Origin of the sequence: Thioalkalivibrio sp. ALJ24, assembly GCF_000377785.1 — a bacterium.
Classification (GTDB): domain Bacteria; phylum Pseudomonadota; class Gammaproteobacteria; order Ectothiorhodospirales; family Ectothiorhodospiraceae; genus Thioalkalivibrio.
In genome coordinates, this window is record NZ_KB898731.1 from 146792 (window position 1) to 169802 (window position 23011).

Below are 23011 nucleotides of genomic sequence, written 5' to 3' on the forward strand. Positions count from 1 at the left end.
TTGCAGACGGGTTCCCCATGCGCGGCTTCGGCTCTTCGGTCCACGACGCCCCCGACAACGCGGTCAACTGGCGCATCGTCCGCAGCCTGCTGCCCTATCTGTCCGAGTTCCGCGGACGGATGTTCCTGGCGCTGGGGCTGATGGCGCTGGCCAAGCTGGCCACCGTGACGGTGCCGATCGCGCTGAAATACATCGTCGAGCATTTCGAGGAGGCCGGCGCGGAGGCCCTGGTGACCGTGCCGGTAGCGCTGGTGCTGGGCTACGGCCTGCTGCGCTTTGGCGGGACCTTCTTCGGCGAACTGCGCGACGCGGTCTTCGTGCGCGTGGCCGAACGCGCGATGCGCCGCGCCTCGCTGCGGGTCTTCCAGCACCTGCACCGGCTGGAGCTGGGATTCCATCTCGCGCGCGAGACCGGCGGCCTGGCCCGCGACATCGAACGCGGCACCAGCGGCATGAGCTTCCTGCTGCGCTTCATGGTGTTCAATATCCTGCCGACCCTGATCGAGATCCTGCTGGTGGCCGGCATCCTTCTGTTTGCCGTCGGCCCGGTGTTCATGTTCACCGTACTGGCGGCGGTAGCGGTGTACGCGGCCTTCTCCATCTGGATCACCGAATGGCGCACGCGCTTCGTGCGCGAGGCCAACCAGCGTGACAACGAATCCAACACCCGCGCGGTCGACAGTCTGCTGAACTACGAGACGGTCAAGTACTTCGGCAACGAGGAGTTCGAGGCCGGGCGCTACGACCGCGGCCTCGCCGCCTGGGAACAGGCCCGCACCAAGAACGTGCTGTCGCTGGTGCTGCTGAACTCCGGGCAGGCCCTGATCATCGCCGCGGCGATCACCGTGATGATGCTGCTGGCGGCCGCGCGGGTGGCGGACGGATCGATGTCGCTGGGCGATCTGGTGATGGTCAACGCCTACATGATCCAGCTGTTCATCCCGCTGAATTTCCTCGGCTTCGTCTATCGCGAGATCCGCCAGTCGCTGGCCAACATCGAGCGCCTGTTCGGCCTGCTGGAGAAGCCCGTGCAGGTCGAGGACCGCCCCGATGCCCCGGACCTGGAGGTCGGCGCCGGGCACGTGCGGTTCGAGCATGTGGACTTCCACTACCAGCCGGAACGCCCGATCCTGCGCGACGTGACCATCGACCTCCCGCCGGGCCGGCGCATCGCGGTGGTCGGTCCCAGCGGGGCCGGCAAGTCCACCCTGTCACGCCTGCTGTTCCGCTTCTACGACGTGACCGGCGGGCGCATCACCATCGACGGTCAGGACCTGCGCGACGTGACCCAGGCCAGCGTGCGCCGGGCCATCGGCATGGTTCCGCAGGACACCGTGCTGTTCAACGACACCATCCGCTACAACATCGCCTACGGCGACCCCTCCGCCAGCGACGCGGCGATCGAACGGGTGGTGCGCCTGGCCCATCTGGAGGGCTTCGTCGCACGCCTGCCCGACGGCCTCGACACGGTGGTGGGCGAACGCGGTCTGAAGGTCTCCGGCGGCGAGAAGCAACGCATCGCGATCGCCCGCATGCTGCTGAAGGATCCGCCGATCCTCGTCTTCGACGAGGCCACGTCGTCGCTGGACGCCCAGACCGAACGCGGCATCCTGCAGGCCCTGGACGAGGTCTCGCAGCGGCGCACCACGCTGGTGATCGCCCATCGGCTGTCCACCGTCCGGAACGCCGACCGCATCGTGGTCCTGGAAGACGGGCAGGTGGTCGAGAGCGGTACCCACGATGAACTGCTGGGCCACGACGGCCATTACGCGCGCCTCTGGCGGCAGCAGGAGGCCGGGACTGAACTCACCAACGATCAATGCTAGGGTTTTTTCGGGATCCCTGAAGAATCCGGTGCGATGAGAACGATGCTGCTCCTGTGCCTGCTGGCCCTGACGCCCGCGTTGGTCGCGGCCGACGACGATTCGTATCGGGCACCGGAGGCGATCCCGGACACCACGCGGGTGGATGCGGACCAGGCCTGGCGCCTGTTCCGCGACGGGGTCACGTTCGTCGATGTCCGCCTCGAGGCCGATTTCCGCGCCGCACGCATCCCCGGGGCGGTCAACCTGACCATCATGCGCGACCCCGAAGACCCGCGGAACCGCTTCACCCGCGAATCCCTGCTCGAGGCCGCCGGTGACAGAGAGGCCCCGCTGGTGATCTACTGCAACGATTTCGACTGCTGGCGCACCGAGGCCGCCATCCAGCGCGCGCTCGAATGGGGCTTCGGCGATCTCCACTATTTCCCCGGCGGGTACCCCGAATGGAGCCGCCGGAACTACCCCTTCGAATGAGGTCATGAACGGGGCGGGGGTTCGATTGATCCGGCTGCGCACGGCCATTGCGCTGGCCACCTTCGCCGGTCTCGCCCTGCTGACCGCCGCCCTGGCCACCGGGTGCCATCTGGCCCTGCAGCAGGCGGATCAGCGGCTTGATCGCTTTGCCATGGAAACCCAGGAGGCTGCCTGGCAACAGGTTCTGGAGGCCGAGCTGCAGTCCCTGCGCAGCGAGGCCACCGCGATCACCCGCAACGGTGCACTGCGCGAGGCGCTTGCTGGCGGCGAGCCGGTGGCGGCCTATGCCGACCCGCTGCACAATCGACTGACCGCCGCGGGGGTCGCGAGCGGCCTGGTGATCCATGACGCCGATGGCGAACGCCGCTTTGATTCCGTTCGCGAGAATTCCACGGACCTGTCACTGGTTCGCGCCACGCTGGAGGACGGCCGCATTCACCAGGGTCTGCACCGCACTCCGGACGGGCGCTATTACGCCGGCCTGACCATCCCGCTGTACGACCAGGGAGAGCTGGTCGGCGTGGTCGTGCCACTGCAGTCGCTGACCAGGACCGCACTCGACACGCTGGGAGCCCGGACGGATACCCGCGCGGTGCTGCTGGACACTGGAGGCCGGGTGGAATACACCGCACCCGCGGCGGACGGGCCCTACCCGGGCCCCATACTGAACCGGGCAGGGACGCGGCGCACGACCGCGGACGGGCGTCATGAACTCGCGGTACACCTGCCGCTGAGGCCGTTCGGCGGCGAGGACGTGACGGGCAATGTGGTGATCATCCGTGACATCACCGATTCGGTCACGACCCAGCGCTTCATCAACACCGCCACGCGTGCCGCGGCCATCGTCGCCCTGCTCCTGATTGGCTGGGCACTGTACTTCTGGCTGGGACGTGCGCTGCAACCGCTGCGCGAGGCGGTGGCCACCCTGGAGGACGTGGGCCAGGGGCGATTCACCACCAGCATCCGCCGCGACTCGCGACTGCAGGAAGTCGCCTCGCTGCAGGGCGCCACCCTGGACATGGTGGAGCGGCTGCAGCGCATGCTGGAAGTCGAAGAAGACGCGCGACTCGCCTTTCTCGATCCGCTGACCGGCCTGGCCAACCGGCGGCTGCTGCATCTGCGCCTGGAGCACGCCATTCGTGCCTCCGAACAGTCCGGGCGGCACGCGGCCCTGCTGCTGATCGACCTCGACAACTTCAAGACCCTCAACGACACCCGCGGGCATTCGGTCGGTGACCGGCTGCTGACCGTGGTCGCTCAGCGTCTGCAGGCGCAGGTCCGCCCGCAGGACACGGTGGCACGCATCGGTGGCGACGAATTCGTGGTGCTGCTGGAAGAACTCAAGTCCGATCAGGATCAGGCGGTCACGGATTCCGGCCAGATCGCCACCAAGCTGCTGGAGCAGATCCGGGAGCCGCTGACACTGGACGGCATCCAGCACGTCATCCAGGCCAGCATCGGCGTCAGCGTGTTCCCGCAGGGCGCGGACACCGCCGAGGAACTGTTCAAGCAGGTCGATTTTGCGATGTATCAGGCCAAGCATCACGGCGGCGACACGATGCGTTTCCAAGACCCCGAGATGCAGCGCCAGCTGCAACGGCGGGCGGAACTGGAGCGTGCGCTGCGCGACGCGCTGGATGCCGGGGAACTGGTCCTTCACCTGCAGCCGCAGGTGGACACGGACGGCAACGTGATCGGTGCCGAAGGCCTGATGCGCTGGAACCCGGGCGACCCCCGGGAGGTTTCACCCGCCGAATTCATCCCCGTGGCGGAACAGAGCGGCCAGATCATCACGATCGGGCGGGTCGCCCTGCGCCAGGCCTGCGAGCACCTGGCCCGCTGGCGCCACCTCCCTGGCGCGGAAACCCTCCAGCTCGCGGTCAATCTTTCCGCCGCCCACCTGCGCGACGCCCGGCTGCTCGGCGAAGTGCGCCAGCTGCTGGATGAGACCGGCGCCCCACCGCAGCGGCTGACACTCGAGATCACCGAGAGCGTGATGGCCGAGGAATCCGAACAGTTGATGACCAACCTGCAGGAGCTGCGGGCGCTGGGCATCGGCCTCGCACTGGACGATTTCGGCACCGGCTACTCGTCGCTCGGCTACCTCAAGCGGTTGCCGGTGACCGAACTGAAGATCGACCGCTCCTTCGTGCGCGACCTCGAACACGATCCGGGCGACGCCGGGATCGTGACCACCATCCTCGCCATTGCCCGCACCATGGAGCTGGACGTCGTGGCCGAAGGGGTCGAGACACCCGCCCAGCAGGACTTCCTCAGACAGCGCGGCTGCAGACGTTTCCAGGGCTTCCTGTTCCACCGCGCCATGCCGGCACAAGGCCTGGAAGCGCTGCTGCCCTGACGAGCTCAGTCGCCGGGGTCGACGCGGCCGCGCAGGGCCTTCCTGCGCCCACGGCGGGCCTTGGCGTCCAGCCGGCGCAGTTTGGCGGCGCGCGGCGGACGCGTCGGCCGCCGCTTCTTCACCGGCTGACCGGCCTCGCGCAGCAGTTCCGCCAGGCGCTCCAGTGCATCCTCGCGGTTGGCCTCCTGCGAGCGGTACTGCTGCGCCTTGATCACGATCACGCCGTCACGGGTGATGCGCCGGTCGCGCCGACGCAGCAGGCGGTCACGGTAGACCTCGGGCAGACTGGTCGAGGCGCGGATATCGAAGCGCAGGTGGATGGCGGTGGCCACCTTGTTGACGTTCTGCCCGCCGGCACCCTGGGCGCGGATCGGCGTCAGCTCGATCTCCGCGTCGGGGATGGTCACGTTGCTGGAGATCCGGAGCATGTCAGCGGAATTCACCATCCACGATGCGACCCTCGTCGTCGAGGTCGGCGAAGAACCGGCTGTTATCCGTGCGGTACTCGTGAGTCGCGACGTCCCCCGGTAGCACCAGCGTGACATCCGGATAGACCCGCCGAAACTCCTCGGGGGTCGGGCGGGTGTCGATGAAGCCATGGAACGGCTCCAGTTCCTCGACCGTGCCCGGCCGCGGCTCGAGGCCGTTGCCGCCGCGCTCCTCGGTCTCCAGCGAGCAGCCCCCCACGGCCAGAACCATCACGACCGCCAGTACGGCCCGGTGTCGAAATATCATCGCTGCCTCCAGCGCCGCGCCGCGATCGGCGCGGGTCAGTCGCCCGGCTGCCCGTGCTCGCGAGTGGCCAGGAAGCGGATCTCCGGCCATTTCTCCTCGGCCATCTGCAGGTTCACCCGCGTGGGGGCGATATAGACCAGATCCCCGGCATGATCGAGGGCAAGGTTGTTCGCTGCCTTGTCCCTGAACTCCGCCAGCTTCTTCGGATCATCACTTTCGACCCAGCGGGCGGTCTGCACGTTCACGTTCTCGAACTGCGCCTCCACCTTGTACTCGGTGCGCAGGCGTTCGGCGACGACTTCGAACTGGAGCACGCCCACCGCCCCCAGGATCAGGTCGTTGCTGGTCAGCGGCCGGTAGAGCTGAGTCGCCCCCTCCTCGCACAGCTCCTGCAGCCCCTTGGTCAGCTGCTTCATCTTCAGCGGGTCCTTCAGCTGCGCGCGGCGGAACAGTTCGGGCGCGAAGTTGGGGATACCCCGGAACGTCAGGTCCTCGCCCTGGGTAAAGGTGTCCCCGATGCGGATGGTCCCGTGGTTGTGGATGCCGATGATGTCACCGGGATACGCGGTCTCCACGTGCTCGCGATCGGAGGCCAGGAAGGTCAGCGCGTCGGGGATCTTCACGTCGCGGCCGATGCGCACGTGGCGCAGCTTCGCCCCCTTGTCGAAGGTGCCGGAGCAAATGCGCATGAACGCGATGCGGTCGCGGTGATTGGGATCCATGTTCGCCTGGATCTTGAACACGAACCCCGTGAACTTCTCCTCGGTGGGCTCGACCACCCGCGAATACGCCGGACGCGGCAGCGGACCGGGGGCAAACTCGACGAAATCGTCCAGCAGTTCCTCGATGCCGAAGTTGTTAATCGCCGAACCGAAGAACACCGGCGTCTGCTCGCCGCGCAGGTAGGCGTCCGGATCGAACTCGTGCGAGGCACCCTGCACCAGCTCCATCTCCTCGCGCAGCTCTTCCGCCTGGCTGCCGAGCACTTCGTCGAGCCGCGGGTTGTCCAGCCCCTCGATGATCTCGCCGGTGGATTTCTTCCCGCCCTGCTCCGGGTCGTACAGGTGCACCGCGTCGCGGCGGATGTGGTACACACCGCGGAAGCGCTTGCCGGAGCCGATCGGCCAGGTGACCGGGGCGCACTGGATCTTCAGCACATCCTCGACCTCGTCCAGCAGTTCGATCGGCTCGCGTCCCTCGCGGTCCATCTTGTTGACGAAGGTCATGATCGGGGTATCGCGCAGACGGCAGACCTCCATCAGCTTGATGGTCCGCTCCTCCACGCCCTTGGCCGCGTCAATCACCATCAGCGCGGAGTCCACCGCGGTCAGCGTGCGATAGGTATCCTCGGAGAAATCCGCATGCCCGGGGGTGTCCAGCAGGTTCACCATGCGCCCCTTGTAGGGGTACTGCATCACCGAGGAGGTCACCGAGATGCCGCGCGACTGCTCCATCGCCATCCAGTCGGAGGTGGCGTGACGCGCGGACTTGCGGCCCTTGACCGTACCGGCGAGCTGGATCGCGCCGCCGTACAGCAGGAGCTTCTCGGTCATGGTGGTCTTGCCCGCGTCCGGATGCGAGATGATCGCGAACGTCCGGCGGCGGGCGGTCTCGTCGACAAAGGACATCAGTCGGGCCCGTTCGGGAGAAAACCCGACAGTCTAGGCAATTTCTGTCAACCAGGATACCGTCTTGCGGGTCTTTTCGTCCGTCCGCGGCCTTGCCGGCGCACGCAAATCCGGCGCCATCCGGCATCCAGTTTTCCGACCATCGCCTCAAGGCAAGACCGGTTGCGGTACACCGGCCCGCGGTTGGCAGGCCCGGGTTGGGCGGGCCCGTGCTAGCGGGCAGCCTCGGTCTGCATCGCCGCGCGCTGATCTTCCAGGCTCTCGCGCGCGGCGGCCATCTCGGCCTCGCTCATGCGTGCCTCCAGGCGCTCCACGTGCTCGGCATCATCGCCCAGGCGGTACCACACCCACGCCTGGACCCGGTCGCGGTTCACGCCGCGGCCGGCCATATGCAGGCGCCCCAGACCGCGCTGGGCCTGGGCGTTGCCCTGCTCGGCCGCACGTACGTACCACTCGACCGCTTCGTCCACCGAACGCTCGACACCCTGCCCGGTCTCCAGCAGATAGCCGTAATGATACTGGGCGGAGGCCAGTCCCTGATCGGCCGCACGCGCGATCCATTCAGCCGCCCCGGCGGTGTCGTCCGCGAGGGCATCGCGTCCGACCCGATACTGGGCATCGGCATCCCCCAGCTCAGCGGCACGCAGGTAGTGTTCGTCGGCCTTCTCCGGGTCCTCCGGCACGCCGCGCCCGGCCGCATGCAGGAAGCCGAGGAAATAATGCGCCCGCGCATGATCCTGTTCTGCCGCGCGCTCGAACCATTCCGCCGCGGCCGCGTCATCCTGCTCGGTCCCGCGCGCGGTGTAATGCGCCATGCCAACATCGAACTGGGCGTCGCGATCGCCACGCTCCGCATTACGCTCACGGATACCGAACCAGACCCCCAGCAGCTCCTGCTGGCGCTCGGCCTCGTCCATGACCGGCACGGAGGCCGCCGCAGGCCCGGTGGTGAATACGAGCGGCAGGGCCGCGGCGAGGAGGAGCAGAGATTTTTTCATGACAGCCTCAGTTCAGAACCGTTCGTAATTCGCTGAGAGTAGACGGTCCCGGCTCGAAAGGCAAAACCGCTGCGCCATCAGGCCCCGGCGGGCTCCTCGCACGCACGCCGCAGCACCCAGGCGTCCTCGCGACCGCTGGGCAACGGGTAATAGCGCGGCCGGGTGCCGACATGTTCGAAGCCTTCGGAAAGGTAGAGTTGCAGCGCCGCACTGTTCGACGGCCGCACCTCGAGATACAGGGCTTCGGCCTGCTCGTGACAGGCGCAGGCCAGGAGTTCGCGCAGCATGAACCGTCCCAGACCATAGCCCTGCCAGCGCGGATCCACGGTCAGGTTGAGCAGATGCGCCTCGCCGGCGGCCACCGTCAGCATCGCATGCCCAACCTGTCGGCCATCGACCCGCAGGACCCAGCCGTCGTAGCCCACCTGGAGACAGTCCTGAAAGATCCGCGCGGTCCATGGATAGTCATAGGCCTGGCGCTCGATCACCATCACGCGATCGAGATCGGCCGGCTGCATGCGCGACATCTCCGGTCTCGTACGCGCTTTGGCACTCATCGCTCGTCCTCCCTCATGCCGCAGTCGACCATGCAGCCCGCCGCGGGTTCACTCGGGCGTGGCGGCCCCCAGGCAATCGCGCGCCCGCAGGAGGTCCTCCCAGGCACCGGCCTTTTCGCGCGGCGAACGCAGGAGATAGGCCGGATGCCAGGTCACCACCAGCGGAATCCCGCGGTATTCGTGCGTGCGCCCGCGCAGACGGCCGACCGGCGTGTCGGTCCCCAGCAGGTTGTGCGCCGGGACCCGCCCCAGGGCCACGATCACCTCGGGCGCGATGGCCTCGATCTGACGGTCCAGGAACCCGCGGCAGGCCAGCGCCTCGTCGGGCTTCGGGTCGCGGTTGTTCGGCGGGCGGCACTTGAGGATGTTGGCGATGAACACGTCGGTTTGCCGGTCCAGCCCAAGAGCCCCCAGCATGTTGTCCAGCAGCTGTCCGGCTCGCCCGACGAAGGGTTCGCCGCGGCGGTCCTCCTCCGCGCCCGGGGCCTCACCAACGAACAGCCAGCGCGCGGCGGGGTCCCCGACGCCGAACACCGTCTGCCGCCGGCTGGCCGCCAGTTCGCCGCAGGCGGTGCAGGCCGCGACCTCGTCGCGCAGGGCCTGCCAGTCGGTGGCGGAAGGCGCCACTACCGGCTTCGCGACCGGTTCCCCGGTATGCGGCTCCGGTGCGACGGGATCCGCCATCGGTTCCGCGGCCGGCTCCGGCGAGGTCCCGGTTTCCCGGGCATGCCGGGCCCGCCACAGCGGGATCCCCATGTCGGCGAGGATCCGCCGCTTGCGCTGCGAGAGCTCCACGCGCGCCCTCAGTCCTGCGTCCCGCGTCCACGCCGCCGGTGACGCTGCCAGCGGATCAGGGTCAACAGCGGCCCGGACAGGGCATATGCCACGAAGCCCGCCAGCAGCATCTTGGGCGGATCCAGGGCCGCCAGCATCAGTGCCCCGACCACACCCAGCATGGCCAGGAACGGCACGCGGTGACGGAAGTCCATGTCCTTGAAACTGAAGTAGGTCAGGTTGCTGACCATCGCCGCGCCGGCGAGGACGGTGATGACCAGAACCGCCACGGCACCGGTGTCACCCAGTTCCGCCGCCAGCCCGAGGTCTTCTACCACCCACACGGTGCCCACCAGCAGCGCCGCGCTGGCGGGGCTCGGCAGGCCCTGGAAGAAGCGCTTGTCGGTGACCGCGAGGCGGCTGTTGAAACGCGCCAGGCGCAGCGCCGCGGCGGTGGCGAAAAAGAATGCGCCGACCCAGCCGAAATTGCCCAGGTCCTGCAGCTGCCACAGATACACCACCAGCGCCGGCGCGAGGCCGAAGGAGACCAGGTCGGAGAGCGAATCGAACTGGGCGCCGAACTCGCTCTGGGTATCGGTCATGCGGGCGACGCGACCGTCCAGGGTGTCCAGCACCATGGCCACGAAGACCGCGATGGCCGCGGTGATGAATTCCCCGTCGATCGCGGAGACGATCGCGAGAAAGCCCGAGAAGAGCACCCCCGTGGTGAACAGGTTCGGCAGCAGGTACACCCCGCGCCGCCGTCGCGAGCGCGGTGCCTCGTCTTCGAGTTCGTCCTCGCCACGGATGATGTCGGGGTCGTCTTCCGGTTTCATTCGCCCACCTCCACGGCACCGGCGTGCTCGCGGGGCGGCAGTCCGCCGAGCAGGGTATGCCCGGCCAGCACCACCTGGCCCGGGCGCACCATCACGTGCGAACCCCGCGGAAGCCACAGCTCCGCGCGCCCGCCGAAACCGGCGAAACCGATGCGCTTGCCCCGCCCCAGGCGATTCCCGGGCAGCACCTCGGCCATGCGGATGAAGCGCGGCCAGTGACTCACGCCGAGGGCCAGGGTCATGCGCTCGTCCTCGTCGGTGGCCAGCGCGAAGGCGAGCCGGCCGGCGAGCTGCGGATCGGGCTCGCGGTCCGATTCCTTGCCCGGCCACACCCGTTCACGCACCTCGACCTCCTGCGGCGCGTGGATGTTGTACTCGCCAAGATAGCGCTGGCGCATGCGGATCCTTTCGGCCTCGCGCCCGGTGAACGGGTCGGTGGTGGTCTCCACCGACTCCACCACGCCATCCACCGGGGCCACCAGCCCCAGCGCCTGGGCCGGCGCACGCCGGCGCAGGTCGCGGAACAGGGCCATCAGCGCGAGCATCAGGATGACCAGGAACAGCCCCATGTCGGCCAGCCCGGACAGCAACGTAATCACCGCCATCCAGGCGATGACGATCACGAACAGTCGGCCTTCCTTTGCAACCGGAAACAGCATGTCCCCTCCGCGGCCCGCGCCCGGGGCCGGTGGTGCCGCGGATCAGTTGCGCGACTTGTCGACCAGCTGGTTGGCCTGGATCCAGGGCATCATCGCCCGCAGCCGTTCCCCCACCTGCTCGATCTCATGGGCGGCGTTGCGGCGGCGATGCGCGGTCATGGAGGGGTAGTTGGTGTCCCCTTCCTGGATGAAGCGCTTGGCGTACTCGCCGGTCTGGATGTTGTGCAGGGCCTCGCGCATGGCCGCGCGGGACTGCTCGTTGATGACCTTCGGGCCGGTCACGTATTCGCCGTACTCCGCATTGTTGGAGATGGAGTAATTCATGTTGGCGATGCCGCCCTCGTACATCAGGTCGACGATCAGCTTGAGCTCGTGCAGGCACTCGAAGTAGGCCATCTCGGGGGCATAGCCCGCCTCGGTCAGGGTCTCGAAGCCGGCCTTGACCAGCTCCACCGCACCGCCACACAACACGGCCTGCTCGCCGAACAGGTCGGTCTCGGTTTCGTCCTGGAAGGTGGTCTCGATGATGCCGGTGCGCCCGCCGCCAATGGCCGAGGCATACGACAGCGCGATGTCGCGCGCCTTGCCGGAGGCGTCCTGCTCGATGGCGATCAGGTCGGGGATGCCGCCGCCGCGGGCAAATTCCGAGCGCACGGTGTGACCCGGCGCCTTGGGCGCGATCATGATCACGTCGAGGTCGCCGCGCGGCTCGATCTGGTTGTAATGGATAGTGAAGCCATGGGCGAACGCCAGAGTGCCGCCCTGTTTGAGGTTGGGCTTGATCTCCTCGCTGTAGAGCTTCGCCTGGTATTCATCCGGGGCCAGCACCATGACCAGATCGGCGGCGGCCACCGCGTCGGACACGTCGGCCACCTTCAGGCCGGCCTCCTCGGCCTTGGCGCGCGAACCGGAACCGGCCCGCAGGCCAACGGTGACGTCCACGCCGGAATCCTTCAGGTTGTTCGCATGGGCGTGCCCCTGCGAGCCGTAGCCGATGATGGCCACCTTCATGCCCTGAATGATCGAAAGGTCGGCGTCTTTGTCGTAGTAGAGCTTCATTGCAGTTTCCTTGGCAAGCGATGAAAAGGCGTTCAGACCTGCAGCGCGACGTCGCCGCGCGCGATCCCCATGACCCCGGAGCGCACCACCTCCTGCACGGGGAAGGGCTCCAGGGCCTGGAGGAAGGCATCCAGCTTGGAGCCCTCCCCGGTGATCTCGATGACGTACGTCTTGTGCGTGACGTCGATGATGCGACCGCGGAAGATGTCGGCGAGGCGCTTGACCTCCTCGCGGTCACCGGCCTCGTCCACGCGGACCTTGACCATCGCCATCTCGCGCTCGATATGCGGATAGGAGGTCAGATCGAGCAGCTTGATCACGTCGACCAGCTTGTTCAGCTGCTTGGTGATCTGCTCGACGATCTCGTCCGAGCCGCTGGTGACGATGGTCATGCGCGAGAGCGTGGGGTCGTCGGTGGGCGCGACGGTCAGCGATTCGATGTTGTAGCCGCGAGCCGAGAACAGGCCGGCCACCCGCGACAGGGCACCGGATTCGTTCTCCAGCAGGACACTGATGATGTGACGCATACGGAATCCTTCCCTGTCAGACCAGGATCATTTCGTTCTGACCGGCACCGGCCGGGATCATCGGGTAGACGTTCTCGGACTGATCGGTGATGAAGTCCAGGAACACCAGGCGGTCCTTCTGCGCCAGGGCCTCCTTCAGCGCGCCCTCCACGTCGCCCGGCTTGTCGACCTGGATGCCCACGTGGCCGTAGGCCTCCGCCAGCTTGACGAAATCGGGCAGCGCATCCATGTACGACATCGCATAGCGGCCCTGGTAGAAGAACTCCTGCCACTGCCGCACCATCCCCATGTAGCGGTTGTTCAGGTTCAGGATCTTCAGCGGCAGCTGGTACTGATAGCAGGTCGACAGCTCCTGCATGCACATCTGGATGCTGGCCTCGCCGGTGATGCAACCCACCGTCGCATCCGGATGTGCCAACTGCACGCCCATCGCGAACGGCAGTCCCACGCCCATGGTTCCCAGGCCGCCGGAGTTGATCCAGCGGTTGGGCTTGTCGAAGCCGTAGAACTGCGCCGCCCACATCTGGTGCTGGCCCACGTCGGAGGTCACGAAGGCGTCGCCGCCGGTCAGCTCCCAGAACTTCTGCACCACAAACTGCGGCTTGATCAGCTCGGAATCGCGATCGTACTTCAGGCAGTCCTGGCCGCGCCATTCGCGGATCTGGTCCCACCAGGCCTTCAGCGCGTCGGCGTCGGGCTGGCCGCCGTTCTCGTCCAGCGCACGGATCAGCTCGCGCAGCACCGGCTCCACTTCGCCGACAATGGGCACGTCCACCTTCACGTTCTTGGAGATGGAGGCCGGGTCGACGTCCACATGCACGATCTTTGCGTGGGGGCAGAACTTCTCGATGTTGCCCGTCACGCGGTCATCAAAGCGCGCGCCGATGGCGATCAGCACGTCCGCGTGGTGCATCCCCATGTTGGCCTCGTAGGTCCCGTGCATCCCCAGCATGCCGACGAACTGCTCGTCCGAGGCCGGATAGGCGCCCAGCCCCATCAGGGTGTTGGTGATGGGGTAGCCCAGCTTGCGGGTGAATTCGGTCAGCGCCTCGGAGCCCTTACCGAGGATCACCCCGCCACCGGTATAGATCATCGGCTGTTTCGCCGACAGGATCAGGTCGATCGCGCGCCGGATCTGTCCGGTGTGGCCGCGGGTCTTCGGGTTGTAGGAGCGCATGTGGATGCTCTCGGGGTACTCGAACTCGCAGCTGTCGGCGGTGACATCCTTGGGGATATCCACCACCACCGGACCCGGGCGACCGGTGGTGGCGATGTAGAAGGCCTTCTTGATGGTGGTCGCGAGATCCTTCACGTCCTTGACCAGGAAGTTGTGCTTCACGCACGGGCGCGTGATGCCCACGGTATCCACTTCCTGGAAGGCATCATTGCCGATCATGCTGGTCGGCACCTGGCCGGTGAACACCACCAGCGGCACCGAATCCATGTACGCATCGGCAATGCCGGTCACTGCGTTGGTCGCCCCCGGACCGGAGGTCACCAGGGCCACGCCGGGCTTGTCCGAGGATTTGGCGTAGCCCTCGGCGGCATGGATCCCGCCCTGCTCGTGGCGGACCAGTACGTGCGAGACCTGGCTCTGCTTGTACAGCGCATCGTAGATGTGCAGGACCGCGCCGCCGGGGTAGCCGAAAACCAGGTCAACGCCTTCGGCCTGCAGACTGCGGACGAAGATTTCGGCACCGGTGAGGACGGTGGACGATGCAGAGGTCTCGGACATGGCGGTTGTTCCTTACCAGGGGCTGTTGGGCGATCGTGATCCGAGCAGGCAGCCGGATCAAAATAGCCCACCATACTAATATGAAATCGCCCGCGCTTCACGCCGCGCGGCGCATGCCCGGACCCCGCAGCGGCGGGACACGCGCGCTCAGCCCTGCCCGCTGCCTCCCGCCTGCGCGGTGGGCAGCTCGGCGAAATGCCGGCGCGCGCGCGCCACCAGATCCCCCGGTAACCCTTCCTTCTCCGCGATGGTCAGGCCGAAGGACACCCCTGGCTCGCCGATCAGCAGGCGATAGGTGGGCGACAGGGTATCCGGGTCGAACTGCATGGAGGCGTTGAGGATGCCCGCCTGCTGCGCCGCATAGTCCTTCAGCGGCGCCAGGTGGGTATTGACGATCCCGCGGGTGCCGCGCGTGCGCAGCTCGTCCAGCATCGCCATCGCCAGCGCCGCGCCCTCGTCCGGGTCGGTGCCGGTCCCCAGCTCGTCCAGGAGGATCAGGCTCTCCGGACCCGCGTTGTCCAGGATGCGCTTGAGCACCGCCACATGCCCGGCAAAGGTCGACAGGTGGTGCAGCAGGCTCTGGTTGTCGCCCACGTCCACCATCACCTGGTCGAAACGGCCGATGCGGCAGTCCTGCTCCGCGGGGATGTGCAGCCCGCACCAGGCCATGGTCACCAGCAGGCCGAGGGTCTTCAGCGCGACCGTCTTGCCGCCGGTGTTGGGACCGGTGATCAGCAGCAGCGGCTGTTCGTCGTCCAGGCGGATCGACAGCGGCACCGGCTGCGGGCCGTTGCCCTCGGCGAACTGCAGCAGCAACAGCGGATGATAGGCCTCGTCCAGTTCCACACCGGGACGGTCTTCCAGGACCGGGGCATGGGCGTTCATCTGCGCGGAGAGCTGCGCGGCGGCCGAGGCCAGATCGATCCAGGTCAGCGCCGTCAGCATCAGATCCAGCGGCTCGCCGTATTCGCGCACGGTGTCGGTCAGCTCGCGCAACAGCCGTTGCTGCTCGTTGTTGATCTGGCCGTTCACGGTATCCAGCTGGTTGTTCAGCGGGACCGCCTCGATCGGCTCGATGATGTGATCGCGCCCGCCCATCGCGGTGCCCCGGCGCACGCCCTTGACCGCCCCGGCCGCATCGCCGCGCAGCACCATCACCGCACGCTCCTGATGCCACTGGACCTTCAGCGCGTCTTCGCCCGACTGGGCCAGGTCCGACTGGGTCAGGCGCTTTTGCACCACCGTCTCGACCTCGCCGCGCAGCCGGTTGCGCTCGCCGAAGGCCTGCACCAGCGAGTCGCTGGCGTCCTCGCGCAGCGATCCGCCCGGGTTCAGGCAGGCGGACAGGCGCTGCTCCAGCGCCTCCGGCGGGTACAGCTTGTTCAGGTCCGCGGGGTAGATCTCCGGGGTGTCCGCCAGCTGATCCGCCAGCTCGCGCGCCTGGCGCATGATGGTCTGCAGGTTGTGCAGCGCCTGCACCGGCAGCGCCGAACCCGGGTTGCCGGCCTGACGCAACGCCGCGCGCACGTCCGGCAGTTGCCCCAGACGCGGCAGCGTGCCTGCGTCCAGACGCTGGCGGGCCACCGTCACCGCCTTCTGCAGCGCGCGCGCGGCCTCCAGGTTGGGGGCCGGCTCCAGCCCGCGCGCGGCATCGGCGCCGTAGGGCGTGGCGGTCAGGCGTTCCAGCAGACGCTGGATCGCGGGAAATTCGAGGGCCTTCAGATCGACCTGCATGACATCCCCTTGTTCATGAAATCTTTTCCGGTTCCCGCAGGGGGAGGCGCAAGGACCGGGCCTATTCCTCGGCCTTCTTGAACATGCCGAGGTAGGCCTTCTTGTCCAGCATCGGCTCGCGCATCACCGCCAGCATGTCGTCCAGATGCTCCGGCGTGCTCATGCCCACCAGCGAGGTTCCCAGACCCGGCGTCGAGCGATTGAACTGCATCGCGCGCCGGGCCGGGTTGGCCAGCCCGCTCATCTCGCGTTCGACCACCTCTACCGACTGCTGCGCGAGGTGGCCCTTGAGCATCGTATGCGAGGCCATCATATAGATCTCCAGCTGATGCGCCGCCTGCAGCGGACTGGCCACGTTGCCCTGTCCGGTGGCCGTATTGAAGCGCGTGAAGCCCTCAAGCATCACCTGATTGAACGGCAGCATCGCCAGCTTGAAATGATCGCGCGCGAACTCGTCGCCGGTCACGGTCTGCGCCGCCCGCTGGGCCAGCCCCTGGATCGAGGTCAGCGACTGGAATACCGCCGCGTCGGTCTCCTCGCGAAAGCCCTCGAAGGTCGAGATCCCGTAGGCGCGGATCTTCTTGTCGCGCGCGGCGCGCTCCAGCATCTCGAACACCGGCTCCAGCTTCCAGTTGGTGCGCTCCTTGCCGATCTCGTGGATGTGCACCTCGGGCTGGTCGATGATGAACGCATCCAGGGTTTCCACGCCCATCAGCGAGCGCGACAGCTCCATCTGGTAGTGGATGTATTCCGGCGTCAGCAGGTGCGCGCCCTTGGCCAGGTCCTCCTTGGTGCCCATGCCCGGGGCCTCGATCTCGCGCTGGAACCAGGCGTCCATGTCGTCCGGCTGGCCGCCGCGCAGGGTCAGGAAACCACCCTTTGAGATCAGGAACATCGCCTCCCGGGGAACCCCGGCCTCCAGCGCCGTGCGCACGCCCGCGCCCACCGCCGCCAGCGAGCGGCCGTAGCGGTAATGCGCGGAGGTATCCACCACGTTGATGCCCTCGGTCAGCCCGCGGGCCACGATCGCGGAGATGGCGGCATCCACCTCGGCGGTGGCCGCCCCGCCAAAGGTGCCGATGCCCAGACTGGACAGGCGCATCCGCGCGCGCGAGAACTCGCTGTAATGGCCCTCCGCCGCGCGCCCGTCGGCGACGAAAGAATCGGCGTACTTGCGTGTCGCCTTGGCGTTGGCGTAGCCGGGAATCAGTTTCTGCGAAGCTTCCATCATTCTCCCTCGAACGGCCGCAAACGGGGCAGGCGCCGGACCCCGAGCATCCGGCGCAGCACCTTCAGGAATGCGAATCCTACGCGCTTTGGCCGCGCTTGCTAAAACCCGTTCGGCCGCGGCGAGTTTCCGCGCGGCGTCCGCGGGCATGCCTCAGCCGGCCGGTTTCCCGCGCAGCCGCAGCAGATAACGCTCCATGAACAGGTCAGCGAAGGCCAGCAGGCTCACCGCCACCACGGTCGCCACCAGCCATGCCCCGTCACCGCTGCCCAGCGCCCCGCCCACCGTCAGACTGAACACCAGCACCAAGGGGATCATCACCGATCGCGCCAGCAGCACCGCCGGGGCGTTCTCGGTATCGATACGCCCGGTCAGGCGGATCAGGGCGGTCGCCAGCACCAGCAACAGGACCCCGATCCCCATCTCCTGCAGCCCCTCCCACAGGCCGATGAACATGAAGACGAAAGCACCCTGGATGCCCGACATGATCAGCCCCGGCTTGATCAACCGGAACAGCGCCTCGGCCCGGGGCAGATCGGTGAGCCGAACGCGGGGCCGCCCGTCGGATACGCTCGCTGCCGGGTCACCGATCCACAACACTTTCACCGCACCGCGATGACCGGAATCACGCCAGTCCGGTCGGCGTCCCTCCGGCGGCAGGTGCCACAACGCCCGGACCGCGAGCACCAGCACCACCAGGGTCTCCAGCCAGACCACCAGCAGCACAGCGCCGAAAGGCACCCACCCCGCCAGCGCGCCGATCAGCGGCAATATCAGCGCCAGCAGCGGCCCCCAGCGGGTCAGTCCCGCGTCCGTCACCCCGGCATCCGGCATACCCTTGCCCATCTCTCGAATCCCTGTCCCGATGATCCCTTGCGCGGCCCGGATACGGACCCCTGTCCGCGGCGCAGCGCCCCCGGGCATCATAAGCAAATCCGCCTCCCATGGCAGGCCCGCCGCCGCGCGCCCGCCGGGCTTGATCGGCCCGTCGCTGTGTGGACACTTCGCCCGCATGAGCGAAGAGATGCCCATCGACGCCCTGCGCGGGGACTTCGCCGCGGCGCTGGCCGCCGGTCCGGTGGTGGTATCGGCGGCAACCGGTTCGGGCAAGTCGACGCGCCTGCCGGTGTGGGCACGCGAACGGGGGCGCGTGCTGGTGGTGGAACCGCGCCGGGTGGCGGCCACCAGCCTGGCGCACTGGGTGGCCGGCCTGCTCGGCGGCAAGCCCGGGCGCGAGGCGGGCTTCGCGGTGCGCGGCGAGGTGCGCTGCGACCGCGACACGCAGATCGTGTTCGCCACCCCCGGGATGGCCCTGCAGTGGCTGTCGCACCACGGCCTCGCGGATTTCGCGGTGGTGGTCCTCGACGAGTTCCACGAACGCCGCTGGGACACCGACCTGCTCTACGCCCTGCTGAACGGGGCCGGACGCCACCGCCTGGTAATCACCTCGGCCACCATCGACGGCGCGCGCCTCGCCCGCGAACTCGGCGGCACCCACCTCGAGAGCCCCGGCCGCGCCTGGCCGGTCGCGCTGGAGCACCTCGCCGCAGAGCCGCAGGCGATGCCCCATGCGAAGGACCTGGCCACGCGCGTGGCCGAAGGCGTACGCACCGCACTGGCGCGTACCGACGGCGATGTCCTCGCCTTTCTGCCCGGACGCGGCGAGATCGCCGCGGCGGCGCGGGCCCTGAAGGACGAGCCGGTGGCCTGTATCGAGCTGCACGCCGGCGCCAGCGCCGAGGCGCAGCGCCATGCCCTGCAGCCGGGGCAGGAACGCCGGGTGGTCCTCGCCACCAACGTCGCCGAGAGCTCGGTGACCGTGCCCGGGGTCACCGCCGTGGTCGACAGCGGCCTGGAGCGCCGTACCGGACGGCGCAACGGCCGCACCGTACTCGCACTGCAGGCGATCGCCGCCGACAGCGCGGAGCAGCGCCGCGGGCGCGCGGGCCGCACCGCGCCGGGGCTGTGCCTGCGCCTGTGGGGCCGCAATGCCCCGCTGGCTGCGAACACCCCGCCGGAGCTGCAGCGCGAGGACCTCACCGAACCGGTGCTGGCGGCCGCCTGCTGCGACCGCCCGGCGCGCGAACTCGCATTCCCCGATCCCCCGCGCGAGGAGGCCCTGGAGCGCGCCGAAAACCGGCTGCGGGCGATGCACGCGATCGACGCGGACGGCCGCGCGACCGAACACGGCCGACGCCTGTTCGCGCTGCCGGTGGACACCGCGCTGGCCCATCTGGTGCTGGCCATGCCGGATGCGGCCACGGCCGCGTTCATGGCCGACCTCGCCGGCGCCCTGAGCAGCCGCCGGGCGGTCGCGACGCTGGCCGACGACGAACGCGAGCGGCAGGATGCGGTCGCCGCCCTCGGCCGGGCCTGTGATGCGACGCTGCGGGTCGCCGCGGTGCGCGGTCACGCCCCCGCGGGGGTCCGCATACGCCGGGAGGAACGCCGCGAGGCGCGCCAGCTGGCCCGTCAGGTGCGCGAACTGGCCGGCCTGCCCGCCCGGGAATCGCAGCAGGAGCCGGAGCCGCTCGCGGTCACCGCGCCGCGGGCCCTGACCGCCGCGGTCGCGGCCGCCCCCGAACTGGCGTTCGTGCGCCGCGAGCGCCGCCGCTTCGCGCTGGGCAACGGCGGCGAGGAGGCGGAGATCGGCCGGGATTCGCTGCTGGCCGAAGATGCCGAGGCAGCCGTGGTGTTCGACAGCCACAGCCTCCCCGGCAAGGGCACCCGCGACACCCGCACCATCGCCACCGTACTCGCGCCGCTGGAACCCGATGCCCTGATCGACGCGGGGGTGGCCACGCCGGCCATCGCCGATCCCGAATGGTCCGCCGACGGACTCGTGGTCCGCCGCGACTGGTGGCATGCCGGGCGCGTACTGCGCAGCGACCGCACGCGCCCCGCAGGCGCCGCGGCACGCGAGGCACTGGCCGCGCTCATCCTGGATGACCAGCTGCTCGCCCCCGCCGGCTCGCGCCTGCGCGACGACCTGGACGCCTGGGCGCTGTATCTCGCACTGGGCTTCGAGCAGGGCGAGGTCCCGGACGCCCGCGACTGGCTGGCCCGCCGCCTGCAGACCCTGGGCGTGGAATCGGACGAGGACGTGGCCCTGCTGGAACCGGAGGATCTGGTGTTCGACGGCGTGCCCGAGTGGGAACGCGAACGCTTCGATCGCCGCTATCCGCGCGAGGTGCGGCTCTCCGGCCTGCACATGCGCATCCATTACGACGTCGCCCGCCGTACCGTCACCGCAGAGAAGATCGACGGCAACCGCCGCGACGACCCGAAGCGCTGGGAACTGCCCGCCTGGCAGGGCTGGCACGTCCGCTTCCAGCGCGCCAGCCGCCTGGTCGACGTGCGTTAACCTCCGGGCGGTCGCGAGATTACATAGCGGTTCCGCCCGGCCGCCTTGGCCCGGTACATCGCCTGATCCGCCTCGCGCAGCAGCTGTTCCGGGCCCGGTTCGGGGTCGTGTCCGTAGAATGCGACCCCCAGGCTGGCGCTGACCCGGAACACGTTTTCGCCGTCCTCCACCGGCGCCGCCGCGGCCGCCAGCAGGCGTTCCAGCAACGGGACGGTCACTCCCGGGTCCACGTCCTCGAGGACCGCGACGAATTCGTCGCCACCCAGCCGGGCAAAGGTATCGCCCTCGCGCAGGCAGGCCCGCATGCGTTCGGCGACCACCCGCAGCATACGGTCCCCGGCGTCGTGGCCGTAGCCGTCGTTGACCGCCTTGAAGCCGTCGAGATCGAGGAACACCACCGCCAGCTGCGTGCCCCGGCGCCGGGCCCGGACCATGGCCTGGTGCAGGCGATCGAGCAGCAGGACCCGGTTGGGCAGCGCGGTCAGGGCATCGTAATGGGCACCGTGCTCGAACTCGCGCAGCAGATCCTTCTGCCAGGTGATGTCGGTGGAGATGCCCAGCAGACTGTCCGGGCGGATCCTGGACGGGTCCGAGTAGATCGGGGTCTTCACTTCCCAGTAGAACCGGCGGACCCCGCCCTCGTCGACCGTCTCGATCTCCTCGCGGCTGTCCTCGCCGGCCAGCACCCGGCTGTCCACCTCGTGCAGACGGGCGACCGTGGCCGAAGGGAAGAAATCCTCGTCACCGCGTCCGTACAGCTCGCCCGCCGTGCAGCCAAACACCCGCAGGGTCTCACGGTTGCCGTAGGTGTACCGGCGTTCCCGGTTCTTCACGAAGACCGCAATCGGTAGGCGGTCCAGCGCCTCGTGCAGCACCTCGATATGGCGCAGGGAACGGCGGAGGTCCTGTTCCGCGGCCAGACGCGCGGTGATGTCGTAGCAGAAGCCGACGTAGCCCAGAAACTCGCCGTGCGGGCCATGGCGCGGCCCGCCCTCGTCGAGAATCGAGCGGTACTCGCCGTCGGCGCGGCGCAGGCGGTATTCCAGGGTAAAGGGCCGGCGCGCGGCGACGGCGGTGCGGTAGCTCTGCATGCAGGAGGCACGGTCGTCGGGGTGGACCCCCTCCAGCCAGCCGTCGCCCTGCTCCTGCACCAGACTGCGACCGGTGAAACGCAGCCAGGGCTCGTTGACATGTTCCACGCCTCCGTCGGCCCCGGCGACCCAGATCAGGACCTGACCGGCGTCCGTCAGCTGGCGGTAGTAGTCCCGGCTCGCCTCCAGCCCACGGATACGCTCTGCCGCGTCCCGGAGCACCCGTCGCCAGTCGGCCGGGATCGGTCCCTCGGGGAGATCGGCAAAGGGAAGCGCCGCACGCAGCTGCGACTCGGATTCGTCTTCCATCCGGGGCACCTGGTCAATGCCCGCCTGCGCGGGGCCATGGTTCGAGCTTATACCATGACAGGCCACGGTCAACGGCGCCGGCGAGCTATCATCTCCCAGCGGAACTGCGCAGCAGGGGGTGGGTGCGGAACAGCCGCTCCAGGCGCTGTTCCAGTTCGGCGCGCACCGGGCCGCTGCGGTCGGCATCGAGCCGGGATACGAACAGGTTGTCGTACCACTCTTCTTCTTCGTCCATGTCCCAGTCGACCTCGCGCAGCAGGGCCTGCCCGGCCTCGGGCAGCGCGACCGACAGCTCGCGGCCGGTGAGCTGTGCCCACACGCCGGTCCAGCAGCGGGCCAGGGCCAGCGGGTGGTAGCCGCCGCCCCCCAGCACCAGCAGCTTCGGCGTGCCGTCGGCGTGGCGCGGGCTGGTCTCGATCACGTCGTCGATGCAGGCGAGGAAGCACTGGGTGGAGATGCCGAACTTGCCCAGCGGGTCCGGCAGCAGCGCATCGGTGCCGGCCTGCACGACCACGTAATCCGGCTGCCACCGGGTACGCGCCGCCTCCCAGATGCGGCTGAAGGCGCTGTGGAATTCCGTGTCGTTGGTCTCTTTCGGCAGCGGCAGGTTGACCGCGTTGCCCAGTCGGCCGGTGTCCTCGATGCGGCCGCCCTGGAACGGATAGCCGTATTCGGTATCCATGTGCAGGGACACGGTAAGCACGTCCGGGTCGTTGGCGAATGCCGCTTCCACGCCGTCGCCATGATGGGCGTCGATATCCAGGTACAGCACCCGTTTTCCGGCCTGGCGCAGGCGCAGGATGGCCAGCGCGCAGTCGTTGAAGTAGCAGAAACCGCGCGCCTGGTCGGGGGCGGCGTGGTGCATGCCGCCGGCCGGGTTGAAGGCCATGCGCCCGTCCAGCACGACCTCGGCGCCCTGGATGGAACCCCAGGTGGCCGTGGCCGGGGTGGAGAAGAAGCCGGCGAAGAACGGGTTCTCGAAGTTGCCGATGTTGTGGCGATCGCGGTAACGCTGGAACACCTTGCCCAGCGCCTCGGCGCGCTGCATCGCCGTCACGTACTCGCGGGTGTGCAGCCATTCCAGCTCGGCCGGCTGCGCGCGGCGGGTGACCGCCATCTCC

Annotated in this window: 20 protein-coding genes; 4 read left to right on the plus strand and 16 right to left on the minus strand. The window is 68.5% G+C overall.

What is annotated here, in order from left to right:
* Positions 1 to 17: 17 nt before the first annotated feature.
* The 3 genes from D571_RS0111545 to D571_RS0111555 are packed head-to-tail and all read left to right on the plus strand — an operon-like array spanning position 18 to position 4656.
* Positions 18 to 1826 carry an ABC transporter ATP-binding protein/permease gene (locus tag D571_RS0111545; RefSeq protein WP_018936848.1) on the plus strand — a complete coding sequence of 603 codons (1809 nt, stop codon included), beginning with the start codon at positions 18 to 20 and terminating at the stop codon, positions 1824 to 1826.
* A gap of 42 nt (positions 1827 to 1868) precedes the next feature.
* Positions 1869 to 2297, plus strand: a complete 429-nt coding sequence (locus D571_RS0111550) for a rhodanese-like domain-containing protein (RefSeq protein ID WP_018936849.1) — start codon at positions 1869 to 1871, stop codon at positions 2295 to 2297.
* A gap of 4 nt (positions 2298 to 2301) precedes the next feature.
* Positions 2302 to 4656 carry a bifunctional diguanylate cyclase/phosphodiesterase gene (locus D571_RS0111555; RefSeq protein WP_038047127.1) on the plus strand — a complete coding sequence of 785 codons (2355 nt, stop codon included), beginning with the start codon at positions 2302 to 2304 and terminating at the stop codon, positions 4654 to 4656.
* A gap of 5 nt (positions 4657 to 4661) precedes the next feature.
* Here the strand turns inward: D571_RS0111555 and arfB are convergent, their stop codons facing one another.
* The 14 genes from arfB to D571_RS0111625 form a co-directional block, all read right to left on the minus strand.
* Entirely contained in the window at positions 4662 to 5084 is a 423-nt protein-coding gene (arfB, locus tag D571_RS0111560) for an alternative ribosome rescue aminoacyl-tRNA hydrolase ArfB (protein WP_018936851.1), read from the minus strand.
* 1 nt (position 5085) lies between these two features.
* Positions 5086 to 5391 carry a hypothetical protein gene (locus D571_RS0111565; protein WP_018936852.1) on the minus strand — a complete coding sequence of 102 codons (306 nt, stop codon included), beginning with the start codon at positions 5389 to 5391 and terminating at the stop codon, positions 5086 to 5088.
* A 35-nt stretch (positions 5392 to 5426) separates the two neighbouring features.
* Complete coding sequence (locus D571_RS0111570; RefSeq protein WP_018936853.1) at positions 5427 to 7019, minus strand: peptide chain release factor 3; 1593 nt, start codon at positions 7017 to 7019, stop codon at positions 5427 to 5429.
* A gap of 212 nt (positions 7020 to 7231) precedes the next feature.
* Complete coding sequence (locus tag D571_RS0111575) at positions 7232 to 8017, minus strand: tetratricopeptide repeat protein (protein ID WP_018936854.1); 786 nt, start codon at positions 8015 to 8017, stop codon at positions 7232 to 7234.
* 77 nt (positions 8018 to 8094) lie between these two features.
* Positions 8095 to 8574 (minus strand): ribosomal protein S18-alanine N-acetyltransferase, encoded by a 480-nt coding sequence (gene rimI / locus D571_RS0111580; protein WP_026287815.1) that lies wholly within the window; start codon positions 8572 to 8574, stop codon positions 8095 to 8097.
* A 48-nt stretch (positions 8575 to 8622) separates the two neighbouring features.
* Positions 8623 to 9369: a uracil-DNA glycosylase family protein gene (locus D571_RS0111585; RefSeq protein ID WP_018936856.1), complete on the minus strand. Its 747-nt coding sequence runs from the start codon at positions 9367 to 9369 to the stop codon at positions 8623 to 8625.
* Positions 9370 to 9377: 8 nt separating this feature from the next.
* Entirely contained in the window at positions 9378 to 10184 is an 807-nt protein-coding gene (gene pssA, locus D571_RS0111590) for a CDP-diacylglycerol--serine O-phosphatidyltransferase (protein WP_018936857.1), read from the minus strand.
* Positions 10181 to 10843 carry a hypothetical protein gene (locus tag D571_RS0111595; protein ID WP_018936858.1) on the minus strand — a complete coding sequence of 221 codons (663 nt, stop codon included), beginning with the start codon at positions 10841 to 10843 and terminating at the stop codon, positions 10181 to 10183. Before D571_RS0111595 ends, pssA begins: the two co-directional genes overlap by 4 nt.
* 42 nt (positions 10844 to 10885) lie before the next feature.
* Entirely contained in the window at positions 10886 to 11902 is a 1017-nt protein-coding gene (gene ilvC, locus D571_RS0111600) for a ketol-acid reductoisomerase (protein WP_018936859.1), read from the minus strand.
* A gap of 32 nt (positions 11903 to 11934) precedes the next feature.
* The gene (ilvN, locus tag D571_RS0111605) at positions 11935 to 12429 is read right to left on the minus strand and encodes an acetolactate synthase small subunit (RefSeq protein ID WP_018936860.1); all 495 of its coding nucleotides are present in this window, start codon (positions 12427 to 12429) and stop codon (positions 11935 to 11937) included.
* Between the two features lie 16 nt (positions 12430 to 12445).
* The gene (gene ilvB / locus D571_RS0111610) at positions 12446 to 14164 is read right to left on the minus strand and encodes a biosynthetic-type acetolactate synthase large subunit (RefSeq protein WP_018936861.1); all 1719 of its coding nucleotides are present in this window, start codon (positions 14162 to 14164) and stop codon (positions 12446 to 12448) included.
* 147 nt (positions 14165 to 14311) lie between these two features.
* Positions 14312 to 15898 (minus strand): DNA mismatch repair protein MutS, encoded by a 1587-nt coding sequence (locus D571_RS0111615; RefSeq protein WP_018936862.1) that lies wholly within the window; start codon positions 15896 to 15898, stop codon positions 14312 to 14314.
* Positions 15899 to 15959: 61 nt separating this feature from the next.
* The gene (locus D571_RS0111620) at positions 15960 to 17126 is read right to left on the minus strand and encodes an aldo/keto reductase (RefSeq protein ID WP_018936863.1); all 1167 of its coding nucleotides are present in this window, start codon (positions 17124 to 17126) and stop codon (positions 15960 to 15962) included.
* Between the two features lie 153 nt (positions 17127 to 17279).
* The gene (locus D571_RS0111625; protein ID WP_018936864.1) at positions 17280 to 17972 is read right to left on the minus strand and encodes a DUF6498-containing protein; all 693 of its coding nucleotides are present in this window, start codon (positions 17970 to 17972) and stop codon (positions 17280 to 17282) included.
* Positions 17973 to 18150: 178 nt separating this feature from the next.
* Here D571_RS0111625 and D571_RS0111630 point away from each other — a divergent pair, with 178 nt between their 5' ends.
* Positions 18151 to 20490 carry a helicase-related protein gene (locus D571_RS0111630; RefSeq protein WP_026287816.1) on the plus strand — a complete coding sequence of 780 codons (2340 nt, stop codon included), beginning with the start codon at positions 18151 to 18153 and terminating at the stop codon, positions 20488 to 20490.
* Here the strand turns inward: D571_RS0111630 and D571_RS0111635 are convergent.
* Together D571_RS0111635 and D571_RS0111640 are read right to left on the minus strand one after the other, a co-directional pair.
* Entirely contained in the window at positions 20487 to 21890 is a 1404-nt protein-coding gene (locus tag D571_RS0111635; RefSeq protein ID WP_018936866.1) for a diguanylate cyclase domain-containing protein, read from the minus strand. The two genes, D571_RS0111630 and D571_RS0111635, sit on opposite strands and share 4 nt — an antisense overlap.
* 88 nt (positions 21891 to 21978) lie before the next feature.
* A partial coding sequence (locus D571_RS0111640) for a histone deacetylase (protein ID WP_018936867.1) occupies positions 21979 to 23011 on the minus strand: 1033 nt, incomplete at its 5' end.

Bases quoted from the DNA above. Each gene is read 5' to 3' on its own strand.
- D571_RS0111545 (WP_018936848.1), top strand. From the start codon at position 18: ATGCGCGGCTTCGGCTCTTCGGTCCACGACGCCCCCGACAACGCGGTC.
- D571_RS0111550 (WP_018936849.1), top strand. From the start codon at position 1,869: ATGCTGCTCCTGTGCCTGCTGGCCCTGACGCCCGCGTTGGTCGCGGCC.
- D571_RS0111555 (WP_038047127.1), top strand. From the start codon at position 2,302: ATGAACGGGGCGGGGGTTCGATTGATCCGGCTGCGCACGGCCATTGCG.
- arfB (WP_018936851.1), bottom strand. From the start codon at position 5,084: ATGCTCCGGATCTCCAGCAACGTGACCATCCCCGACGCGGAGATCGAG.
- D571_RS0111565 (WP_018936852.1), bottom strand. From the start codon at position 5,391: ATGATATTTCGACACCGGGCCGTACTGGCGGTCGTGATGGTTCTGGCC.
- D571_RS0111570 (WP_018936853.1), bottom strand. From the start codon at position 7,019: ATGTCCTTTGTCGACGAGACCGCCCGCCGCCGGACGTTCGCGATCATC.
- D571_RS0111575 (WP_018936854.1), bottom strand. From the start codon at position 8,017: ATGAAAAAATCTCTGCTCCTCCTCGCCGCGGCCCTGCCGCTCGTATTC.
- rimI (WP_026287815.1), bottom strand. From the start codon at position 8,574: ATGAGTGCCAAAGCGCGTACGAGACCGGAGATGTCGCGCATGCAGCCG.
- pssA (WP_018936857.1), bottom strand. From the start codon at position 10,184: ATGAAACCGGAAGACGACCCCGACATCATCCGTGGCGAGGACGAACTC.
- D571_RS0111595 (WP_018936858.1), bottom strand. From the start codon at position 10,843: ATGCTGTTTCCGGTTGCAAAGGAAGGCCGACTGTTCGTGATCGTCATC.
- ilvC (WP_018936859.1), bottom strand. From the start codon at position 11,902: ATGAAGCTCTACTACGACAAAGACGCCGACCTTTCGATCATTCAGGGC.
- ilvN (WP_018936860.1), bottom strand. From the start codon at position 12,429: ATGCGTCACATCATCAGTGTCCTGCTGGAGAACGAATCCGGTGCCCTG.
- ilvB (WP_018936861.1), bottom strand. From the start codon at position 14,164: ATGTCCGAGACCTCTGCATCGTCCACCGTCCTCACCGGTGCCGAAATC.
- D571_RS0111615 (WP_018936862.1), bottom strand. From the start codon at position 15,898: ATGCAGGTCGATCTGAAGGCCCTCGAATTTCCCGCGATCCAGCGTCTG.
- D571_RS0111620 (WP_018936863.1), bottom strand. From the start codon at position 17,126: ATGGAAGCTTCGCAGAAACTGATTCCCGGCTACGCCAACGCCAAGGCG.
- D571_RS0111625 (WP_018936864.1), bottom strand. From the start codon at position 17,972: ATGGGCAAGGGTATGCCGGATGCCGGGGTGACGGACGCGGGACTGACC.
- D571_RS0111630 (WP_026287816.1), top strand. From the start codon at position 18,151: ATGCCCATCGACGCCCTGCGCGGGGACTTCGCCGCGGCGCTGGCCGCC.
- D571_RS0111635 (WP_018936866.1), bottom strand. From the start codon at position 21,890: ATGGAAGACGAATCCGAGTCGCAGCTGCGTGCGGCGCTTCCCTTTGCC.